This window comes from Stenotrophomonas sp. (genome assembly GCF_050737575.1).
Classification (GTDB): Bacteria; Pseudomonadota; Gammaproteobacteria; order Xanthomonadales; family Xanthomonadaceae; genus Stenotrophomonas.
This window is the reverse complement of the sequence record NZ_JBOHXW010000003.1, coordinates 445,310-465,067: the sequence shown is the minus strand read 5'-3', so window position 1 is coordinate 465,067 and position 19,758 is coordinate 445,310. Positions and strand designations below refer to the sequence as shown.

Here is a 19,758-nt window from a genome sequence, read left to right as displayed (position 1 = left end):
GGCGTGAGCGAAAACGCGACACCGCCCGCAGACGACTCCACCCCGGGCACCGCGCCGGGGCTGGAGGAAAGCATCCGCCAGGTTGGCGCCGCTGGCCGGCAGACGCTGGATTCGGCCAGCCACACGCTGCGCTCGCTGCGGCGCTTGGCCTCGGCCGATATTGCACTGGCCCGCAGCGCGTTCGGCCGGGCGTTGGCCTGGAGCGGCGTGGCCATCGTGTTTGGTGCGTCGGCGTGGCTGCTGTTGGCAGCCACGCTGATCGCCTTTCTGCAGTACATCGGCCTGTCATTGTTCGTCGCGCTGCTGATCACCACGGTGACCAGCCTGGCCATCACCGGTTACGCGGTCTGGCGGGTGTCCTACTTCTTCCACCACACCGGCATGCACGCCACCCGCCGGCAGTTGTCGCGGCTGGGCCTGTTTGACGAGCCCGGTGCGGAAGATCCGGACGCCGACGTAAAGGTTCCCGAAAGGAAAACGCCATGAACTTCGACACCCTGCAACGTCGTGTGCGCCGTGCCGAAGCCGTGGTGCAGGTCCGCAGCGAGGAAACCACCCAGCAATGGGACGCGCTCAACAGCGTGTGGCGCAGTGCGTGGACGCCGGGGCGCATCGTCATCGCCGGGCTGGCCGGCGGCTTCCTGGCCGGCAAGCTGGAACCGGGCGGCGCGTTCAGTGGCGGCCGCTGGCTGCAGATGATCGGCTCGGTGTCCGGGCTGGTCGCCTCGGCGCAGGCGTCGGTGGCTTCATTTGCCGCCGCCGCTGCGAGCATGGCCGCGGATGCGGCCGGCGACGCTGCCAATGAGGCCGAGCAAGCGGCCGACGCCGCGCCGGCACCGCAACGCAACGCGGAGCCCGCCAACTCCCAGCCGCCCCGCGCTGCGGAAGCGGCGACGGAACTGTCAGAATCCTGAGCACGGCGCGGCAACGCGCCTTCCGTCATCCGGGGCACCTTCCGCATGTCCTCGCCGCTGCCTGAAATACCCCCCTCAACCAGCGAAGCCACACCGCTGCCGCCGCGTCCGCGCGCGCCAATGGCGCTGGTGGTATTGGCCACGCTGGCCGTGGGTTACACGCTGTGGGCCGCGCAGAGCGTGATCCTGCCGGTGCTGCTGGCGATGTTCTTCGCGCTGGTCGGCAACCCCATCATCCGCGTGCTGCAGAAGCTGCACCTGCCGCGCCTGCTGGCCGCGCTGCTGGTGGTGCTGGGCGGCTTGAGCGCCTCCGGCGTGCTGGCCGTGCAACTGGCCGGCCCGGCCACCGAATGGGTGCAGCAGGCGCCGCAGCAGATGCGGCAGATATCGCGTCAGGTGCAGGCGCTGGTCAAACCGATGCAGCAAGCCAACCTGGCTGCCGAGAGTTTTGCCCGCGCCGCCGGTGGCGAAGGCAACCGCAAGGTGCAGGTCGTCCGCACCCAGCTCGACGATCCCTATAAAGCGCTGGTACGCACGCCCAAGCTGGCGGCGTCGGTATTGGCGGTGGTGCTGCTGACGCTGTTCTTCATGATTTATGGCGACAGCCTGCAGCGGAATGTGATTGCGCTGATCCCCAATCGCCAGCAGAAACGCTTCACCACCGAGATCCTGCGTTCGATGGAACGTGAGATCTCGCGCTATGTATTGACCATCACCGTGATCAACACCGCGCTCGGGCTGGTGCTGGTCGGCGTGCTGTTGCTGCTGGGTATCGACCTGCCCGACGCCCTGTTGTGGGGCACCGTCGCGGCACTGCTGAATTTCGCGCCGTATGTGGGGCCGTTGATCGGCATCCTGCTGATGCTGCTGGTGGGTTTTGTGGAGTTCCGTGATCCACTCACCGCCACCTTGCCGGCGCTGTGCTACCTGGCCCTGCACACACTGGAGGGCCAATTGATCACGCCTATCGTCCTTGGCCGCAGCATGGCGATATCGCCGTTGATGCTGATCCTGGCGTTGATGTTGTTCGGCTGGCTGTGGGGCATGGTCGGCCTGCTGCTGGCAGTGCCGCTGCTGGTCTGCATCAAGCTGGTGCTGAGCCGCCTGGACGGCATGCACGGCTGGGCCAAACTGCTGGAATAAGCCGGCGCCGTTCACCTTGGTCACCGGCACGCGCCGACGGCCAACGGCGGCTTGGCGTAAAATGCCCCGGTGAATTTTCCTGTCCTAGCCATCACCCTCGACCTGGACGACACACTCTGGCCATTCGCGCCCATCGGCGCCCGCATTGACCAGGTGTTGCACGACTGGATGCTCGAGCACAGCCCCGCCACCGCGACGATGTACCCGGTGGCGGCCATGCGTGAACTGCGCGAACGCTCGTTCCGCGACAACCCGCACCTGCATTACGACCTCAGCGCGCTGCGCCGCTTGACGCTGGCCGAAGCGCTGGAAAACAGCGGGGCCAGCAGCGACCTGCTGGAGCCGGCGTATGAGGCGTTCTATGCCGCGCGCAACCAGGTGGAGTTCTACCCGGATGCACTGCACGCATTGCGCCGCATCGCCGCGCGCGTGCCGGTGGCGGCGGTAAGCAACGGCAATGCCGACCTGCAGCGCATTGGCATCGGCGAGCTGTTCGCCTTCCAATTGGGCTCGCGCGAATTTGGTGCGGCCAAGCCGGACCCGGGCATTTTCCACGCGGCCTGCGAACGCCTTGGCGTTGAACACGCGCAAGTGCTGCATGTGGGCGACCATGCCGAAATGGATGTGGCCGGCGCAATGCGCGCGGGCCTGCGCGGTTGCTGGATCAACCGCGAATCACACACATGGACCAACGACGCACTGCAGCCTGACCTGCAGTTCGACACCCTGACCGGATTGGCCGACTGGCTCGATGCCAACGCATCGGCGCAGCGCTGAGCCAACGGCCACTTTCAGATACGAGATGCAGATCATGACGCCCCTCAACGGTTTCACCTCCCACGCCACCCACGCCCTGCCGCTGTACGTCCTGGACCGCGACGGCTTTGCCGCGTGGAACGCACAGCAGCCGGCCAACGTGCAGGCCTGGCTGGCCGCGCAGCAGTTCACCGCCGCGCACACCACGGTTGCACTGCTGCCGGGTGCCGACGGCATTGCCGGCGCGGTGGTCGGCGTGGGTGACGCGGCCGATGCCTACGCCTATGCGCATGCACCGTTCGCGCTGCCGGCTGGCACCACATGGAAGGTCGCCAACCCGCTGGACCCGATCAGCGCCAGCAACCTGCAACTGGGTTGGGGCCTGGGCAGCTACCGTTTCGCCCGCTATCGCAAACCCGCGCGCGCACCGGCACAGCTGCTGGCCAGCCCGTCGCAGGAAGTGCTGGACGTGGTCACCGCCTGCCTGCGCGTGCGCGACTGGGTCAACACGCCCACCGAAGACATGGGCCCGCAGCAGCTGGAAGACGCCGCACGCGAACTGGCCGACGCCCACGGCGGCGCACTGGAAGTGATTGCCGGTGACGAACTGCTGGAACTGAATTTCCCGACCATCCACGCCGTCGGCCGTGCATCGCACCGCGCGCCGCGTTTGATCGTGCTGCGCTGGGGCAAGGAAGACGCGCCGCATCTGGCGCTGGTCGGCAAGGGCGTGTGCTTCGACACCGGCGGCCTGGACCTGAAGCCGGCCGACGGCATGCGCAACATGAAGAAGGACATGGGCGGCGCGGCGCACGCGATCGCACTGGCCGGCCTGGTGATGGCGCAGCAGTTACCGGTGCGTTTGACGCTGATCGTGCCGGCGGTGGAAAACGCGGTCGGCCCGGATGCGTTCCGCCCGGGTGAAGTGATCACCACGCGCAAGGGCATCACGGTGGAGATCGACAACACCGACGCCGAAGGCCGTTTGATCCTGTGCGACGCACTGACCTACGCCAGCGAGCAGAAGCCGGAAGCGATCATTGATTTCGCCACGCTCACCGGCGCTGCGCGCATCGCGCTGGGCCCGGATCTGCCGGCGCTGTTCTCCAACAACGACGTGCTGGCCAACCAGTGGCTGCAGGCCGGCGACGCCACCCGCGACCCGCTGTGGCGCATGCCGTTGTGGCGCCCGTACCTGCGTTACCTCAACAGCGGCATTGCCGACCTGGCCAATTCCGGCTCGCGCATGGCCGGTGCAGTCAGCGCGGCGCTGTACCTGGAGCGCTTCATCGACGACGGCCAGGTGTGGGCACATCTGGATGTCTACGCGTGGAACGACGGCGAACGCCCGGGCCGCCCGGCCGGTGGCGAAGCCTTGGCGCTGCGTTCGGCCTGGGCGATGTTGAAGGCGCGCTACGCCGCGTAAGTCCGCAGCGCGCTGAAGCCCCTCATCCGCCCCTACGGGGCACCTTCTCCCGCTCGCGGGAGAAGGGAAGCAATCATGCATCACGCTCGTTGTAGGAGCGGCTGAAGCCGCGCCTACGGACTACAGCCAGCCCTTCTGCCGCGCCAGCCGATACGCTTCGATGCGATTGACCACGCCGAGCTTGCCGATGCATTCGGACAGGTAATTGCGCACGGTGCCGTGCGAGAGACCGAGCTGTTCGGCGATCTCATTGGCCGAACGTCCTTCGCCCGCAAGCCGCAGCACTTGTCGCTCGCGGTCGTTGAGCGGGTCGGCTTCGGACCAGGCTTCCATCGCCAGTTGTGGATCAATCGCGCGACCGCCGCGTTGCACCTGGCGCAAGGCCTCGGCCAGCTTCTCCGCCGGCGAATCCTTCAATAGATAGCCCTGCACGCCGGCATCCAGCGCGCGCCGCAGGAAGCCGCTGCGCGCAAACGTGGTGACGATCACCACCTTTATCGGCAGCTGATGACGCTGCACGCGCTGCGCCAATTCCAGCCCGGTCAGGCCGGGCATTTCAATATCGGTGACCAGCACGTCGGGCGTGAGCCGTTGCAGCTCACGCCATGCGGCTTCGCCATCGGCTGCGGTGCCGACCACATCCAGATCGGTTTCCAGATTGAGCAACGCCGACAGCGCGCCGCGCACCATCGCCTGGTCTTCGGCCAACAGAATGCGGATCATGCGCGCGCCTCGTTGGCCATACCGCAGGCCGATGTTGCTGCTGCCACTGCAGCACCATTTGCGGCGGTCGGCTGCAGCACCGGGATGCGTACCTTCAAGCGCGTGCCTTGCCCGCGCGGTGATTCAATCTGCAACGTACCTCCCAGTGCCGCCACGCGCTCGCGCATGCCGGCCAATCCATTGCCATTGGCAGAAACCCCGCCACGCCCATCGTCCACCACTTCCAACTGCACGGCCGCGGCATCGCTTTCGATGGCGATCATCGCCTCGTTGGCCTGCGCGTGGCGCGCGATGTTGGTTGCTGCCTCGCGCAGCACCATCGCAAGCCCGGCTTCGATCCACGCCGGCATCGGCGGCGGTGGGCTGTAACGCAGGTGCACGCGGGAGGATTCCAACAACAGATGCGCCGACGCCAACTCGGCCGCGAGATCGGCCGCGCGGAAGCCGGTCACGGCACTGCGTACCTGCGCCAGCGCGTCACGCGCAATCTGTTCGGCTTCGGACAACTCCCGCTTGGAACGTTCCGGGTCGCGCTCGAACAACTTGCGCGACAACTCCATCTTCAAGGTGATCAGCGACAACGTGTGGCCGAGCAGATCGTGCAGATCACGACCAATCCGCTCGCGCTCGGCGGTGGCGGCCAGCCGCCGCACTTCTTCATGCGACAACCGCAACGCGGCGTCCTTTTCACTGCTGGCGCGCTCCACGTTGACGATCAAGCCAATGATCGCCGACAGCACTGGCACCCAGACAATGGTCTGCCACGGGTAGCCGATCCACGTTGCCAGCATCACGAAGGCCACGTTCAACAAGGACACTTCGATCAGGTACTGGAGGGTACTGATGCCGCGGTTCGTCCGCAGCATCACGCAGCCAAAGATGAAGTAGTTGATGCCCGACGGATACACATGCAGCAACGCCAGCGACAACACGATCATCGCCAACGCGAAGATCGGTGCAGTGCGACGCGGTGTCAGCAACGTCGCTGCGTACAACAGAATGAACAAGGGGTACGACCACAACGTGATCAGCGTCCAGCGCAGGGTGTAGCCGCCACCAAACATCGGCGTGATGAACACCCAGATCGTCCACAACAGGTGCACCGCATCCAGCCACGCCCACTTACCGAGCTTGATGTTGTCGGCGACCACCGAGTCCGGTGCCGGCTTCAGCCAGGCGGGGAAGTGCAGGCTCATCGACGGAGAATCCCAGTTCCAATGCCGCCCATGATGCCATCACCCATGACGGCGCAACCGGCGCGCGGCCACGGCGCAGACCACCACGGTGAACACACCCAGCCACAGCACATGCGGCCACGCGCTGCCGGTGTCGAAGCCAACCGCGGCCTGGGCCAGCATGTTCAGGTGATAGCTGGGCCAGACCGGCGCCAGCTGCTGCAGAAACCCCGGCATCATCGACAGCGGAAACCACAGGCCAGACAGGAAGGCCATCGGCAGGTACAACAGATTCACCACCGCCGGCGCGCCGTTGCCCTTGACCAGCGTGCCCAGCAGCAGGCCCAGCGCACAGAAAGGCAATGCACCGAACGTGCAGATCACGGCGAGGTGCAGCATCTGCAGCAGCGTCAGCGACACGCCTGCTACCTGGATGGCCAGCGTCTGCAACAACAGCACGATGACCAGCGCCGTCAACACGGCCATGACCATCTTGCCGATCAGGTAGGCGGCCGGCGGCATCGGCAAGGCGCGCTTGAGCGTGAGCAGACCGTTTTCGCGCTCCATCGCCAGCGACACACCAAAGCCGAACAACCCCGGCCCCATCACGCCGAACGTCGCATACGCGGCCAATAAGTAGCGCGGCGCATCGGCGGACTGACGCGCTCCCAGCACCACCGCGAACATCAGATAGAACACTGCCGGGAACAGCATCGACGGCAGCATGAACGAGGGGCTGCGCAGGTAGCGCAGGCATTCGGCGCGGATCTCCTGCAGGTAGGCGCCGAGCACGCGCCGGCCGGTCATCGTCGTGGTCACGCGCGCCGCTTGCAGAGGGGTAAGCGTGTTCATCAGGCGGCCTCGCGCTGGTCGGTGGGGGAGCGATCATCGGTCAGCGCGGTGAAGGCTTCACCGAGGCCGGCCGGCTGTACTTCCAATGCGGACAGCAGCGGATCGGCATCCAGCAGACGCCGCACCACGGCTTCCACTTGATTGCTGCTCAGCTGCAGCCGCGCGCCGTCGCGATCCACCTGATGCACGCCAGGCCAGCCCGCGATCTCGGCAACGTCCAGCACGCTGTGGCAGCGGATCACCCGGTTGGCCACCTGCGCGCGCAAGGCGTCAACACTGCCGTCACTGATGACGCGGCCGCGCAGCATCACGCAGACGCGGTCGGCCAGATGATCGGCCTCTTCCAGATAATGCGTGGTCAGCACCACGCCGGTGCCCTCGCCCACCAGGCGGCGCACGGTCGCCCACAAGCGCTGACGTGCAGGCAGATCCAGACCGACGGTGGGTTCGTCGAGGAACAACAGACGCGGCCGTCCACACAGCGCGAGCGCAAACTGCACGCGCCGCTGCTGGCCGCCGGAGAGCTTGCCGTAGGGACGCTGCAGCAGGTCGTCGATGCCGGCCATGCCTGCACTTTCTTCCAGCGGACGTGGCGCCGGGTAGTAACTGGCGGTCAGCAGCAACAGCTCGCCCACCTTCAACGTGGGCGGCAGTTCGGCGTGCTGCAGCATCACGCCGATGTTGCGGCGCGCATCCAACCGTTGTGGATCGTGACCGAACAGCTGCACCTGTCCGGCATCGGCTTGCAGCAGGCCCAGCAGCAGGCTGATGGTGGTGGTCTTGCCGGCACCGTTGGGGCCGAGCAGCGCCATCACCTGACCCGCATGCAGATCCAGATCCACACCATCGAGCGCGGCAAGCGTGCCGTAGCGCTTATGCACGCCACGCAGACTGGCCAGTACTTCGTTGCCCTGCACCATCGCCGCCACCTCCTCGGGGAATGGCGCCAAGGTAGTGCGCCGCCGGTGCGGCCGGCAGTCATGGCGGTCAGGCGAAGTGGGTGACACCCGTCACCTGCGCGCCGGCAGGGCGGTGCCTATGATCGGTGCCGTCGCTGACCATTTGCAGAACAGGTTTGCGGTACCTTCGGTCACATTTCCCACCACGCGCCGTCCTTGTCCACATGAATGCATCTGCTGAATTGCTGAAAGAACTCCGCATCGATCGCTCGGCCGCCCCGCCGCCGCGTGGCCCGTCTTCATCGCGCCGCTGGTTGTGGGTGGTGCTGGGCCTGATCCTGGCATTGCTGTTGGTGCTGGGCATTGGTGCCATGTCCGGCGGCAAACCGGCCATCACCGTGGAAACCGCGCCCGTCGTCGCCATGAGCCAGGCTGGCGCGAGCAGCAGCGCGGTGCTGGACGCCAGCGGCTACGTGGTCGCCCGGCGCATGGCCACGGTGTCGGCCAAGATCACCGGCAAGGTGCGCGAGGTGATGATCGAGGAAGGCATGCGCGTGGAAGAAGGCCAGGTGATGGCCACGCTCGACCCCATCGACGCCAACGCCCAGCGCAGCCTCAACGCCGCGCAACTGGATGCCGCGCGCAGTCAGATTGGCGGCTTGCAGGCGCAACTGCGGCAGACCGAGGCCGAGGCATCGCGGCTGCAGGCATTGGTCGGCCAGCAACTGGTGTCACGTTCGCAATACGATCAAGCGGTGGCCGCACGCGACAGCCTGCGTGCACAGCTGCTGACCGCCCAACACAACGCCAAGGTGGCGCAGGACGCGCTGTCCATCGCCGACCTGGGCGTGGACAACAACATCGTGCGTGCGCCGTTCTCCGGCGTGGTCACTGCCAAGGCGGCGCAGCCGGGTGAGATCGTGTCGCCACTGTCGGCCGGCGGTGGCTTCACTCGCACCGGTATCGGCACCATCGTCGACATGGATTCGCTGGAAGTGGAAGTGGAAGTCGGCGAAGCCTTCATCGGCCGCGTGCAACCGAAGATGGCCGTGGAAACCGTGCTCAACGCCTACCCGGATTGGAAGATCCCCGGCGAGGTGATCGCCATCATCCCCACTGCTGATCGCGGCAAGGCCACGGTGAAAGTGCGCGTCGCACTGGGCGTGAAAGATCCGCGCATCGTGCCGGAGATGGGCGTGCGTGTGAGCTTCCTGGAGAAGGCAGCACCGGCTGGCAGCGAAGCACCCAAGGGCGTGCGCGTACCGGCAACGGCCATCGTGCAGCGCGACGGCAAGCCAGTGGCCTTCGTACTGCAGGCCGACGACAAGGTGAAACTGCAGCCGCTCGAAGTGGGCCAGACGATGGCCAAGGACAAGCAAGTGGTGTCGGGCCTGAGCGCCGGGCAGACGGTGGTCATCAACCCATCGGAGGAATTGAAGGACGGCGACAAGGTGGCAGTGGAAGGCGCAAAGAAGTAAACGCGCTTGGTGTGACCTTTGCGTCGTTTCTCCTTCCTGTGTGTTGAGCGCAGGGAAGGTTGGAAAAGATGTAGCTGCTTTGGCTTTGGCTGTGGCTTTGGCTGTGGCTGTGGCTTTTGCTGTGGCTTTTTGCTGTGGCTTTTTGCTGTGGATTTTTGCTGTGGATTTTTGCTGTGGCTTTTTCTTTTGCTTTGGCTTTTGGCTTTTGGCTTTTGCTCCAGCTTTGCCCCCTCTCCCGTTCACGGGAGAGGGCTGGGGTGAGGGCAGCAGTTGCCGTTGACGTACCGTGCCCCTCCACCTACGCGCCTTCCGCGCTGCGCGCTCCAGGTCCACTGCGGAAGGAAACCCGTACGTCAAAAGCAAGAAAGAAGCAGAAGCAACAACTGCCCTCACCCCAGCCCTCTCCCGTGAACGGGAGAGGGGGCGAAGCAAAAGCCAGCGCAAAGCCCACAGCCAATGCAAAAGCCACAGCAACTGCAACAGCAACCGCAACTGCAACTACCGTCAACGCAGCACCGGACACATCCACTTCACCGCTGAGGACCACCCATGAGTACCCTCGTCTCACTGCGTAACATCACCAAGACCTACCAGCGCGGCCCGGAAAAAGTGCAGGTGCTGCATGGCATCGACCTGGATATCACCCGCGGTGACTTTGTTGCCTTGATGGGCCCCTCCGGCTCCGGCAAAACCACCCTGCTCAATCTTATCGGCGGGCTGGATACGCCCACCGCCGGTGAGATCAATATTGAAGACCAACGCATCGATCAGCTCGGTGCCGGCCAGCTGTCCACCTGGCGTAGTCATCACGTTGGCTTCGTGTTCCAGTTCTACAACCTGATGCCGATGCTCACCGCGCAGAAGAACGTGGAACTTCCACTGCTGCTCACCAACCTCAATGCCAGCGAACGCAAACGCCGTGCGCAGATCGCATTGACCCTGGTTGGCCTGGCCGACCGCCGCGATCACCGCCCCAATGAATTGTCCGGCGGCCAGCAGCAGCGCGTGGCTATTGCCCGTGCCATCGTTTCCGACCCCACCTTCCTGATCTGCGACGAGCCCACCGGCGACCTTGACCGCCAGAGTGCCGAAGAAGTGCTGGGCCTGCTGCAGCTGCTCAATCGCGAACACGGCAAGACCATCATCATGGTCACCCACGATCCCAAGGCCGCCGAGTACGCCACCCACACCGTGCATCTGGACAAGGGCGAGCTGGTCGACGCCCCGGTGCACTGAGGAGTACGCCATGAAGTACTTTTCATTGATATGGGCGCAGCTGTTCCGCAGCCGCACGCGCACCTTGTTCACCTTGTTGTCGGTGGTCACCGCGTTCCTGCTGTTCGGCATGCTCGACTCGGTGCGCGTGGCGTTTGCCAGCGGCGGCAATACCGTGGCCGGCGCCAACCGGCTGGTGGTGGGTTCGCGCCTGTCCATTACCCAGACCATTCCGATCCGGTTGGAATCACAGATCCGCCAGGTCGAAGGCGTCAGCGATGTCACCTACGCGATGTGGTTTGGCGGCATCTACAAGGATCCGAAGAATTTCTTCCCCAACTTCTCGGTGGCACCGAACTACTTCGACCTGATGACCGAGTTCGACATCCCCAAAGAGCAGGTGGAAGCGTTCCGCAACACGCGCACCGGCGCCGTGGTGGGTGAAGCGTTGGCCACGCAGTTTGGCTGGAAGATCGGCGATACCATTCCGCTGCAGGCCACCATCTTTCCGCGTGGTGGCAGCAACGATTGGCCGCTGCAGCTGGTCGGCATCTTCAAATCGAAGAACACCGCCACCGCTGCCAACGAAGAACGACAGTTGATGATGAACTGGAAGTACTTCGACGAATCCAACGACTACATCAAGAACCAGGTCAGCTGGTATACCGTGCGGCTGGACAACCCCGATCATGCTTCGCGCGTGGCGCAGGCCATCGACGCCATCTCGGCCAACTCCGATCACGAGACCAAGAGCCAGACTGAATCGGCGTTCCAGCAGGCTTTCATCAAGCAGTTCGCCGACATCGGCATGATCGTCACTTCGATCATGGGCGCGGTGTTCTTCACCCTGCTGCTGCTTACCGGCAACACGATGGCGCAAGCGGTGCGCGAGCGCGTGCCTGAACTCGCCACGCTGAAAACGCTGGGCTTCAAGGACGGCACGGTGTTGATGCTGGTGATGGTGGAAGCGGTATTGCTGGTCGGCCTCGGTGGCGCAATCGGCCTGGGTCTGGCGGCGGTGGCCTTGCCGGTGATGGCGCCAAACACCATGGGCCTGCTGCCGCCGAATGTGCCGACGCAGACGTGGATCATGGGCTTGCTGCTGATCGTGGTGATCGGGCTGGTGGTGGGCGTGTTGCCGGCACTGCGTGCCAAACGCCTGAAGATCGTCGACGCACTGGCCGGGCGCTGAGGAGAACGACATGAAGAATTTTCTTTCAAACGCGCTGGTGATCGTGTTGTTGGCGGTTGGCCTGGGCATCTGGATCGCGTTGCCGTGGATCGGCGTGGCGGCGGTGGTGTTGGTCATCGCGCTGTGGCTGCTGCTCACCCGCAGCGGCCGCCTGGCGTTGGCGGCCACGCGCATTGGTCTTGCCAGCCTGCCGCAACGCTGGGGCGCCTCGTCGGTGATCGTGATCGGCATTGCCGGCGTGGTCGGCGTGCTGGTGGCGATGCTGGCGATGGGCCAGGGCTTCCAGGCCACGCTGGAAAGCACTGGCGATGACAGCACCGCCATCGTGTTGCGTGGCGGTTCGCAGGCCGAGACCAACTCGGTCATTACCCGCGAGCAGGTGCCGCTGCTGGAAACGCTGCCCGGCGTGGCACGCGGCGAGAACGGCCGGCCGTTGGTTTCGGCCGAAGTCTCGCAGGTGGTCAACCTGACCTCACGCGGCGATGGCACCGACGTCAACGCGCAGTTCCGTGGTGTCGGCGAGCAGGCGTGGGCGGTGCACGACAAAGTGCGCATCGTCGAAGGCCGCAAGTTCGGTACCGGCCTGCGCGAGATCGTGGCCGGGCGTGGCGCGCAGAAACAGTTCCAGGGATTGGACGTGGGCAACACGCTCACCCTCGGCAATCAGGCGTGGACCGTGGTCGGCATTTTTGAATCCGGCGACGCGCACGAATCGGAGTTGTGGACCGACGCGCAGACCTTGGCCACCACCTACAACCGCAGTGCCTGGCAGTCGATCAATGTGCGCACCGACGGCAAGGCCGGTTTCGACGCGTTCAAGGCGGCAGTCGCGGCGGACCCGCGCTTGAAGCTGGACGTGGAAACCACCGCTGAGTACTACCGCAAGCAAGGCGGCGGTTTGAACAAACTGCTGAAGGTGCTGGGCACGGTGATCGGCGCGATCATGGCGGTCGGCGCGGTGTTTGGCGCACTCAACACCATGTATGCCGCCGTGGCCACGCGTGCGCGGGAAATCGCCACGCTGCGCGCCATTGGTTTTCGCGGTGTGCCGGTGGTGACCGCGGTGATGCTGGAAACCATGTTGCTGGCCTTGCTTGGCGGCCTGCTTGGCGGCGTGATCGCGTGGTTGGCGTTCAACAATTTCACCGTGTCCACGCTGGGTAACAACTTCAGCCAGGTGGTGTTCCAGTTCAAGGTTTCGCCACCGTTGCTGTGGAGTGGCTTGAAGTGGGCATTGGGAATCGGCCTGGTCGGCGGCTTGTTCCCGGCATTGCGTGCCGCACGCTTGCCGATCACCACCGCGCTGCGAGAAACCTGAGTCGGCAAAGTCTGTCGCCGCATGGATGGCCCACCTGCATCGTTGCAGGTGGGCTAACCGAAAGTACCGCTTCACGCCCCCATCCAATTGGGCCATCATGCCCGCCCGCCCAAGTCCCGGCGGCCAGCGAAGCTGTGATGGCGGATGCTGCGTCCCTCCCCCAACGGTGATGCATCTGTCACAGCGCCCCACAAGGGCGCTTTTTTCGTAGTAGCTACAAAGGAAAGTCGAAAGAGATGTCTTTGAAGTCCTCCCCGCTGTGCTCCGCGATCACCCTCGCGTTGGCCAGCAGCTGCAGCATCACCGCGTTCGCACAAGACGCCAACGATTCCACCACCACGCTGGACCGTGTCGAGATCACCGGTTCGCGTATCCGCCAGGCCAATGTCGAAACCGCACAGCCGGTGATCGCGCTGAGCCGTGCGGAAATCGAGAAGAAGGGCTACGTCAACGTTGCCGACATCCTGCAGGATGTCACCGCTGCCGGCGCACCGTCGCTGAGCCGCGCCTCGGCACTGTCCTCGGGCCGCGATTACGGCGGCATGTTCGTCAGCCTGCGCAACCTCGGCCCGGAACGCACCCTGGTGCTGATCGACGGCCGCCGCATGGGCGTGAGCGCGGGCGGTTACTCCGACGTCGGCTCGATTCCCTCGGCCATCGTCGAGCGCGTTGAAGTGCTGACCGACGGTGCCTCGGCGCTGTACGGCTCCGATGCCATTGCCGGCGTGATCAACGTGATCACCCGCAAGAATTTCGATGGTGGCAACGCCAGCGCCTATGTCGGCCAGTACAGCGAAGGTGACGGCCAGAAGCGTTCCTACAGCGCCAACTACGGCAAGACCTTTGACCGCGGCTGGTTCAGCGTCGGCGCCGAGAAGTCGAAGGAAGATCCGGTACTGGGCGGCGCGCGTGAATTCACCGCGTATCCGAACGGCCCGTACCACCCCAGTGAGGGCCTGAATGGCACCACCGAATGGGGCTCGGTCACCGTCGGCGGCAAGACGCTCAGCGTCGGCCCGGGCGGCGATCCGTCCAAGGTGGAAAACTTCAAGCCGCTCGACCCGGCCAACTACGCCAACACCAAGACCAACATGACGTTGCTCTCTTCGCTGGAGCGCAAGTCGGCCTTCGCCAATGGTGGCTTCCAGATCACCGACAACCTGCGCGTGGTTGCTGACGTGCTGTACAGCGAGCGTGAGTCGGGCAAGCAGCTGGCCGGTTATCCGTATTCGGTGTCCGCCGCACAGGTCACCAGCGGCGCACGTGCGCCGTTGTCGGCAGACAGCATGTTCAACCACTGGAACCAGGACGTCCGCTTCTCGCATCGCACCGAGGAGTATCCGCGTGCGACCAACAACAGCCTGACCACCAAGCGCGCCAGCCTGGGACTGGAAGGCAGCTTCGAAACCGGTTCGCACTTCTGGGACTGGAACGTCAGCTACATGTTCAACCGCAATGAAGGCGAACGCCGTACGTTGCAGAGCATGTACCAGCCGAATGTCGATCTCGCGGTCGGCCCGTCCTTCATGGATGCCAATGGCGTGGCCCGTTGCGGCAGCGTCGGCAACGTGATCGAAGGCTGCGTGCCGTGGAATCCGCTGGCGCCGTCGGGCAGCAACAGCACCGGCTCGCTCAGCGGCGACCGTGCCGTGCGCGACTACCTGTTCAAGAGCTTCGTCGACGATATCCGCAGCACCACCAAGGTGGTCAGCGCCAACATCTCCGGTTCGCTGGCAAGCCTGCCGGCCGGCGACATCATGGCCGCGATGGGCGTTGAGCACCGCAGCGAAGAAGCCAGCTACACGCCGGACATGATGGTGCAGAACGGCCAGATCGCCGGCACCAGCGGCAAGCCGACCCGCGGCGACTACAAGCTGGACGAGGTCTACCTGGAGCTGCAGGTGCCGTTGCTGGCCGACCTGCCGATGGTCCGCGAACTGTCGCTGGACCTGGCGGGCCGCTATTCGGATTACAACAACTTCGGCGGCACCACCAACGGCAAGTTCGGCCTGAAGTGGAAGCCGGTGGACGAACTGTTGGTCCGCGCCACCTACGGCACCGGTTTCCGTGCGCCGACCGTCGACGATCTGTACGGCGGCACCGTCACCACGCGTGACCGCATCACCGATCCGTGTGACCGCTCCTTCGGCGCAGCCGCACGCAACAGCGAAGTGGCTGCACGCTGTGCCGCTGCCGGCCTGGGTGCCGACTTCCGCCAGAAGACCGGCGACGGCGAACTGGCCACCACCTCCGGCGTTCAGGCCGTCACCGACTTCACCTCCGGCTCCAACGCCGCGCTGAAGCCGGAAACCGCCAAGACGTGGACCGTGGGCCTGGTCTACAGCCCGGACTTCGTCTCCGGCCTGGACCTGAGCCTGGACTGGTGGAAGATCCGCATCGACAACGTGATCGTTGGCGAGTCGGCCACCGACATCCTCAACCAGTGCTACGTGCAGAACATCGCCTCGGCCTGCGACCGCTTCACCCGCTACAGCTCCGGCAGCGATAAGGGCCAGGTCAGCGGCATGAACCGTTCGTTGAACAACGCCGGCTACCAGGAAACGGCTGGCTACGATCTCGGCGTGCGTTACCGTCTCCCGGAAATGGCGTTCGGCCAGCTGTCGCTGCGCTGGAACACCACGTACGTGGACTACCTGTCGCGCAAGAGCGACAACGTGGACACCACGCCGGTCGAGCAGCTCACCGGCTGGGAAGGCAACTTCCGCGTGCGCTCCAACCTCACGCTGGATTGGCAGAACGGCAACTTCGGCGCGAGCTGGACCACCCGTTACACCTCCAGCATGAAGGAGAAGTGCTCGTACGATCTGGATGGCGGCCCGGAGTGCAACCTGCCGAACTTCCAGTCGGCATACACGGACATGCAGCCGAGCCGCAAGCTGGGCTCCAACACCTTCCACGACCTGCAGGTGCGTTATGCCCTGCCGTGGGACGGCACCGTGTCGCTGGGCGTCAACAACGTGTTCAAGCACGAAGGCCCGATCATGTACAGCCAGCCGAACAGCAGCTTCACCTACTACGGTGGCTTCGACATCGGTCGTTTCATGTACATGAAGTACCAGCAGCGCTTCTGATCCAGAAGCAGCAACGGCACTGATTCAGCGTGTCGTGATTGCATGACTCAAAGCCCCTCTCCCGCCTGCGGGAGAGGGGTTGGGGTGAGGGCAGCGCTTTCACAGCAACCGCCCTCATCACCCACCGCACGCCCTTCCATGAGAAGGCATAAACGCGCGCAACGCTCGCGCAGCACCCCGCAGCGACAAGCTCCCGCAACCCAAACACCACACAACGGTCATCTTCCTGTCATCGCCACGCGGTAGATGCGTCGCCCCGTTGTGACTACGGTAGCGATCTCCCACTACCGGATTCCGCCATGCTTCGTTCGCTGGCGCTGGCAGGCGTCTGCGTGATGCTGGCCGGCTTTGCCCTCTCCTCGCCCGTTCCGCCGCTGTCGCTCAGTGAGCGCCTGGCCGCACCCGGCGGCACCTCGCCGCTGGTGCCCACCGAACGCATCAACGCCCTGCTCGCACGCGTACCGCACCGGCAAGGCAGCGTCAGCGGCGCCGGGGGCGTTGCCTTGCATTGGGTGTCGTTCGAGCCCGGCGATTACCGACTGGATTACCGCTATCTGGGCAAGGGTCAGCGCTTCCCCGAATTTTCGATGGACGCCTCCGCGCCTGCGCGCTCCACCAGTGCACCACGCGGCACGGTAATCCTGCTGCATGGCTGGATGATGGATGGCGGCTCGTTGTTGCCGTGGGCGCTGGAGCTGGCGCAGAACGGTTACCGCACCATCGCGCTGGACCTGCGCAACCACGGCCGCTCCGGCCATGCGCCTTCCGGCTACGGCACGCGTGAGGGCGAAGATGTGGTGGCCGCACTGCAGGCCTTGAAAGCCGAAGGCCAGATCAGCGGCCCGGTGCATCTGCTCGGCGTGTCCTACGGCGCGGCAACGGCGATCTTCGCAGCGCGCGAACTGGGCCCGCAGTTGCGCAGCGTGGTGGCAATGGAGTCGTTCGACAACGCCGGCCAGGCGATCCGCACGATGGTGCCGCACCTGCTGTCCAAGCCACCGGAGCGCCTGAGCGACTACGTCGCGTTACCGCTGGCCCGTTGGCAGTACGGCGGCAGCGGTCTGGACGACGCCATCGCCGCCACCGACCGCAAGCTCGGCATCGACTTGGACAGCGTGGACGTGGGCCAGGCGTTGGCACAGGTGCCGGCCTGCGTGTTGCTGGTGCATGGCCGCGATGACGAGCACATCCCGGTGGCCCAAGGCCGCGCACTGGCGGCAGCCGCGCCACAGGCGCGCTATCTGGAAGTGGCCGGCGAAGACCATCTGAGCCTGCCGATGCGGCTGGATCGCCTCTCCGGCGTGATCAACGCATGGTTCGCCGAAGCCGGCGACAACCCGCACTGCCCGGCGCTGCCTGGCGGCGTGGTGTGAACGGTTGGGCCTGAGCTGAAGGACTTAACCCCTCCCTTGCGCGCAGCGAAGGGGAGGGCTGGGGAGGGGTAACGCTTCGCACGCACATCGCGCGGGCCGCTAAATCCTCTCAACCACCCGCGCCTTGCGCGCCGACCGCACGCCGGCCACTGCAAACACCAGCAAGCCTGCCCAGATAAAGCAGAAGCCCACCAGCCGGTCCATGCCAAACGGCTCGCGGAACACCAGCACGCCACACAGAAACTGCAGCGTCGGGCCAATGTATTGCAACACCCCGACCACACTCAGCGGAATGCGCCGCACGCCATAGGTGAACGCAATCAACGGCACCGCACTGACCGCTCCGGAAGCCACCAGCAGCGCCAAGGTGCCCCAGCCCCAGCTGCCGGTGAAACCGCCGCCATGGCCGGCCTCGGCCCATAGCACCCAGCCCAGCGCCGGCAGAAACAGAAACAGACTCTCCATTCCGATGCCGGCCACCGGTTCGACCGGCGTCAGCTTGCGCAGCAGGCCATACAACGCGAACGTCGTGGACAGGCCGATCGCAATCCACGGCATGCGCCCGCCCTGCCATGTCAGCCAGGCCACACCCGCTGCGGCCAGGCCCACGGCCAACCACTGCAACCGGCCCAGACGTTCGCCCAGCACCATCACGCCCAGCAGCACGCTCAGCAGCGGATTGATGAAATAGCCCAGACTGGTTTCCACCACATGGCCGGCATTCACCGCCCAGATGTACAGGCTCCAGTTGAAGCCGATCACCAGGCTCGCCAGCCCCAGCATCCAGAACGTACGCGGCACCGAGCGAATCTGTCGCAGCCATGCCAGGCGCTCGCGCAGGAACAGCAGTGCGAACAGCAGCACCGCGCTCCAGACGATGCGGTGAGCAATGATCTGGTCCGACGGCACCTGCTTGAGCAGGTGCCAGTACAACGGAAACAGCCCCCAGATGACGAAGGCGAATGTGGTGGCCCACAGGCCATTGCGGTAATCGTTGCTGCTCATGCGCGACGGATCCTTGCAAGCGTGATCACCACGACGCCGGCCAGAATGACCACCATCGCTCCGATATCCGAGGTGCTGAAACGCTCGTGCGCTATCCACGTGCCCAGCGCCACCGCGATCACCGGGTTCACATAGGCGTAGCTGCCGGCCAGCACCGGCCGCACGTTCTGCAGCAGCCACACGTAAGCGGTGAAGGCGATGATCGAACCGAACACGGTCAGGTAGCCCACCGACAACACGCCCTGCAGGCCCGGCCAGCCGTCCACACGCTCACCGCGCAGCAGCCCGACCGTCACCAGGATCACGCCGCCACACAGCATCTGCCCGGCGGCGGTCATGAATGGCGAGGGCAGATCGCGGCCGCGTGACCAGATCGAACCGGCCGCCCAGCCCAACGGTGCAATCAACAGAAACACCAAGCCCTTCGGCGTGGCAGTCAGGCTGCTGCCGGCGTTGAGCCACAGCACGCCGATGAAACCGATGCCGATGCCCAGCCACTCACCGCGCGTCACCTTGTCGCCACGGAACGCCGAAAACAGCGCCATCCACAACGGCACCGAGGCCACCGCCACGGCGGCCAGGCCCGAGGACACATCGCGCTCGGCCATCACCACCATGCCGTTGCCGAAGAACAGCAGACACAAGCCCATTACCGCCAGCGTCGGCCATTGCGCACGGGTAGGCGCGGCCATGCCGCGCCAGCGCAGGAAGGCATACAGCGCGCCACCGGCGAGCACGAAGCGCGTGCCGGAGATCACCGACAACGGCGGCAGGCCGCTTTCCAGCGCCAGATGAATACCCAGATACGTGGACCCCCAGACCACATAGACCAGGAACAAAGCCAGCACGACAAGACCGCTCTTGGGAGCAGCCGGCGAAAGTTCGGGGGAAGACATGGGGCAGACACCGCCATCAGGGGAGTGCGAATTCTAGGCCAGTGCGCCACGCGTTATCAGTACGGAAAACGGCATGCTGTTTTCGCTTGGCGTCGATGACTGAGCGATGCGGTGTCCAAGCGAACAGCCAAGCGACTGAAAGCTGCATCAGCCCCCCGCTCCGCCTGCAACCAAGAGCCCCTCTCCCCTTGCGGGAGAGGGGTTGGGGAGAGGGGAAGACGAAATCAAGTCAATGACCAAGCCACAGTTGCGTCCGAAGTAAACGCCAAACCCCATGACTCACCCCGCACCTTCACTGAGC

The 19,758-nt window shown here is 65.0% G+C and carries 17 protein-coding genes; 11 read left to right on the top strand and 6 right to left on the bottom strand.

The window, feature by feature from the left end; genetic code table 11:
• Positions 1-3: 3 nt before the first annotated feature.
• The 5 genes from ACREP4_RS08225 (at position 4) to ACREP4_RS08205 (ending at position 4,239) form a co-directional block, all read left to right on the top strand.
• On the top strand, positions 4-486 hold the full coding sequence (locus ACREP4_RS08225; protein WP_431595685.1) for a phage holin family protein: 483 nt from the start codon (positions 4-6) through the stop codon (positions 484-486).
• On the top strand, positions 483-914 hold the full coding sequence (locus tag ACREP4_RS08220) for a protein sip-5 (protein WP_431595684.1): 432 nt from the start codon (positions 483-485) through the stop codon (positions 912-914). The genes ACREP4_RS08225 and ACREP4_RS08220 overlap by 4 nt, the downstream gene beginning before the upstream one ends.
• Before the next feature lie 45 nt (positions 915-959).
• Positions 960-2,057 carry an AI-2E family transporter gene (locus ACREP4_RS08215; protein WP_431595683.1) on the top strand — a complete coding sequence of 366 codons (1,098 nt, stop codon included), beginning with the start codon at positions 960-962 and terminating at the stop codon, positions 2,055-2,057.
• A 69-nt stretch (positions 2,058-2,126) separates the two neighbouring features.
• Positions 2,127-2,834 (top strand): HAD family hydrolase, encoded by a 708-nt coding sequence (locus ACREP4_RS08210; RefSeq protein WP_431595682.1) that lies wholly within the window; start codon positions 2,127-2,129, stop codon positions 2,832-2,834.
• Positions 2,835-2,868: 34 nt separating this feature from the next.
• On the top strand, positions 2,869-4,239 hold the full coding sequence (locus ACREP4_RS08205) for a leucyl aminopeptidase family protein (protein WP_431595681.1): 1,371 nt from the start codon (positions 2,869-2,871) through the stop codon (positions 4,237-4,239).
• Between the two features lie 120 nt (positions 4,240-4,359).
• On the opposite strand, the gene ACREP4_RS08200 is transcribed toward ACREP4_RS08205, so the two are convergent.
• The 4 genes from ACREP4_RS08200 to ACREP4_RS08185 are packed head-to-tail and all read right to left on the bottom strand — an operon-like array spanning position 4,360 to position 7,909.
• On the bottom strand, positions 4,360-4,962 hold the full coding sequence (locus ACREP4_RS08200; RefSeq protein WP_431595680.1) for a response regulator transcription factor: 603 nt from the start codon (positions 4,960-4,962) through the stop codon (positions 4,360-4,362).
• On the bottom strand, positions 4,959-6,158 hold the full coding sequence (locus ACREP4_RS08195; protein WP_431595679.1) for a sensor histidine kinase: 1,200 nt from the start codon (positions 6,156-6,158) through the stop codon (positions 4,959-4,961). Before ACREP4_RS08195 ends, ACREP4_RS08200 begins: the two co-directional genes overlap by 4 nt.
• Positions 6,159-6,197: 39 nt before the next feature.
• Complete coding sequence (locus ACREP4_RS08190; protein ID WP_431595678.1) at positions 6,198-6,989, bottom strand: ABC transporter permease; 792 nt, start codon at positions 6,987-6,989, stop codon at positions 6,198-6,200.
• Positions 6,989-7,909, bottom strand: coding sequence for an ABC transporter ATP-binding protein (locus tag ACREP4_RS08185; protein WP_431595763.1), 921 nt, complete (start codon positions 7,907-7,909; stop codon positions 6,989-6,991). Before ACREP4_RS08185 ends, ACREP4_RS08190 begins: the two co-directional genes overlap by 1 nt.
• 203 nt (positions 7,910-8,112) lie before the next feature.
• On the opposite strand from ACREP4_RS08185, the gene ACREP4_RS08180 reads away from it, so the two are divergent.
• The 6 genes from ACREP4_RS08180 to ACREP4_RS08155 all read left to right on the top strand — a co-directional run bounded on the left by ACREP4_RS08180 (position 8,113) and on the right by ACREP4_RS08155 (position 17,556).
• Positions 8,113-9,366 carry an efflux RND transporter periplasmic adaptor subunit gene (locus ACREP4_RS08180; protein ID WP_431595677.1) on the top strand — a complete coding sequence of 418 codons (1,254 nt, stop codon included), beginning with the start codon at positions 8,113-8,115 and terminating at the stop codon, positions 9,364-9,366.
• A 549-nt stretch (positions 9,367-9,915) separates the two neighbouring features.
• A complete protein-coding gene (locus tag ACREP4_RS08175) occupies positions 9,916-10,602 on the top strand; it encodes an ABC transporter ATP-binding protein (RefSeq protein WP_431595676.1) in 687 nt (228 codons plus the stop codon).
• A gap of 10 nt (positions 10,603-10,612) precedes the next feature.
• Positions 10,613-11,773, top strand: a complete 1,161-nt coding sequence (locus tag ACREP4_RS08170) for an ABC transporter permease (RefSeq protein WP_431595675.1) — start codon at positions 10,613-10,615, stop codon at positions 11,771-11,773.
• Positions 11,774-11,783: 10 nt separating this feature from the next.
• Complete coding sequence (locus ACREP4_RS08165; RefSeq protein ID WP_431595674.1) at positions 11,784-13,091, top strand: ABC transporter permease; 1,308 nt, start codon at positions 11,784-11,786, stop codon at positions 13,089-13,091.
• A 236-nt stretch (positions 13,092-13,327) separates the two neighbouring features.
• Positions 13,328-16,183 (top strand): TonB-dependent receptor, encoded by a 2,856-nt coding sequence (locus ACREP4_RS08160; protein WP_431595673.1) that lies wholly within the window; start codon positions 13,328-13,330, stop codon positions 16,181-16,183.
• A 299-nt stretch (positions 16,184-16,482) separates the two neighbouring features.
• Positions 16,483-17,556: an alpha/beta fold hydrolase gene (locus ACREP4_RS08155; protein ID WP_431595672.1), complete on the top strand. Its 1,074-nt coding sequence runs from the start codon at positions 16,483-16,485 to the stop codon at positions 17,554-17,556.
• A 99-nt stretch (positions 17,557-17,655) separates the two neighbouring features.
• Here the strand turns inward: ACREP4_RS08155 and rarD are convergent, their stop codons facing one another.
• A complete protein-coding gene (gene rarD / locus ACREP4_RS08150) occupies positions 17,656-18,561 on the bottom strand; it encodes an EamA family transporter RarD (protein WP_431595671.1) in 906 nt (301 codons plus the stop codon).
• The gene (gene yedA, locus ACREP4_RS08145) at positions 18,558-19,457 is read right to left on the bottom strand and encodes a drug/metabolite exporter YedA (RefSeq protein WP_431595670.1); all 900 of its coding nucleotides are present in this window, start codon (positions 19,455-19,457) and stop codon (positions 18,558-18,560) included. Before yedA ends, rarD begins: the two co-directional genes overlap by 4 nt.
• Between the last annotated feature and the right edge of the window lie 301 nt (positions 19,458-19,758).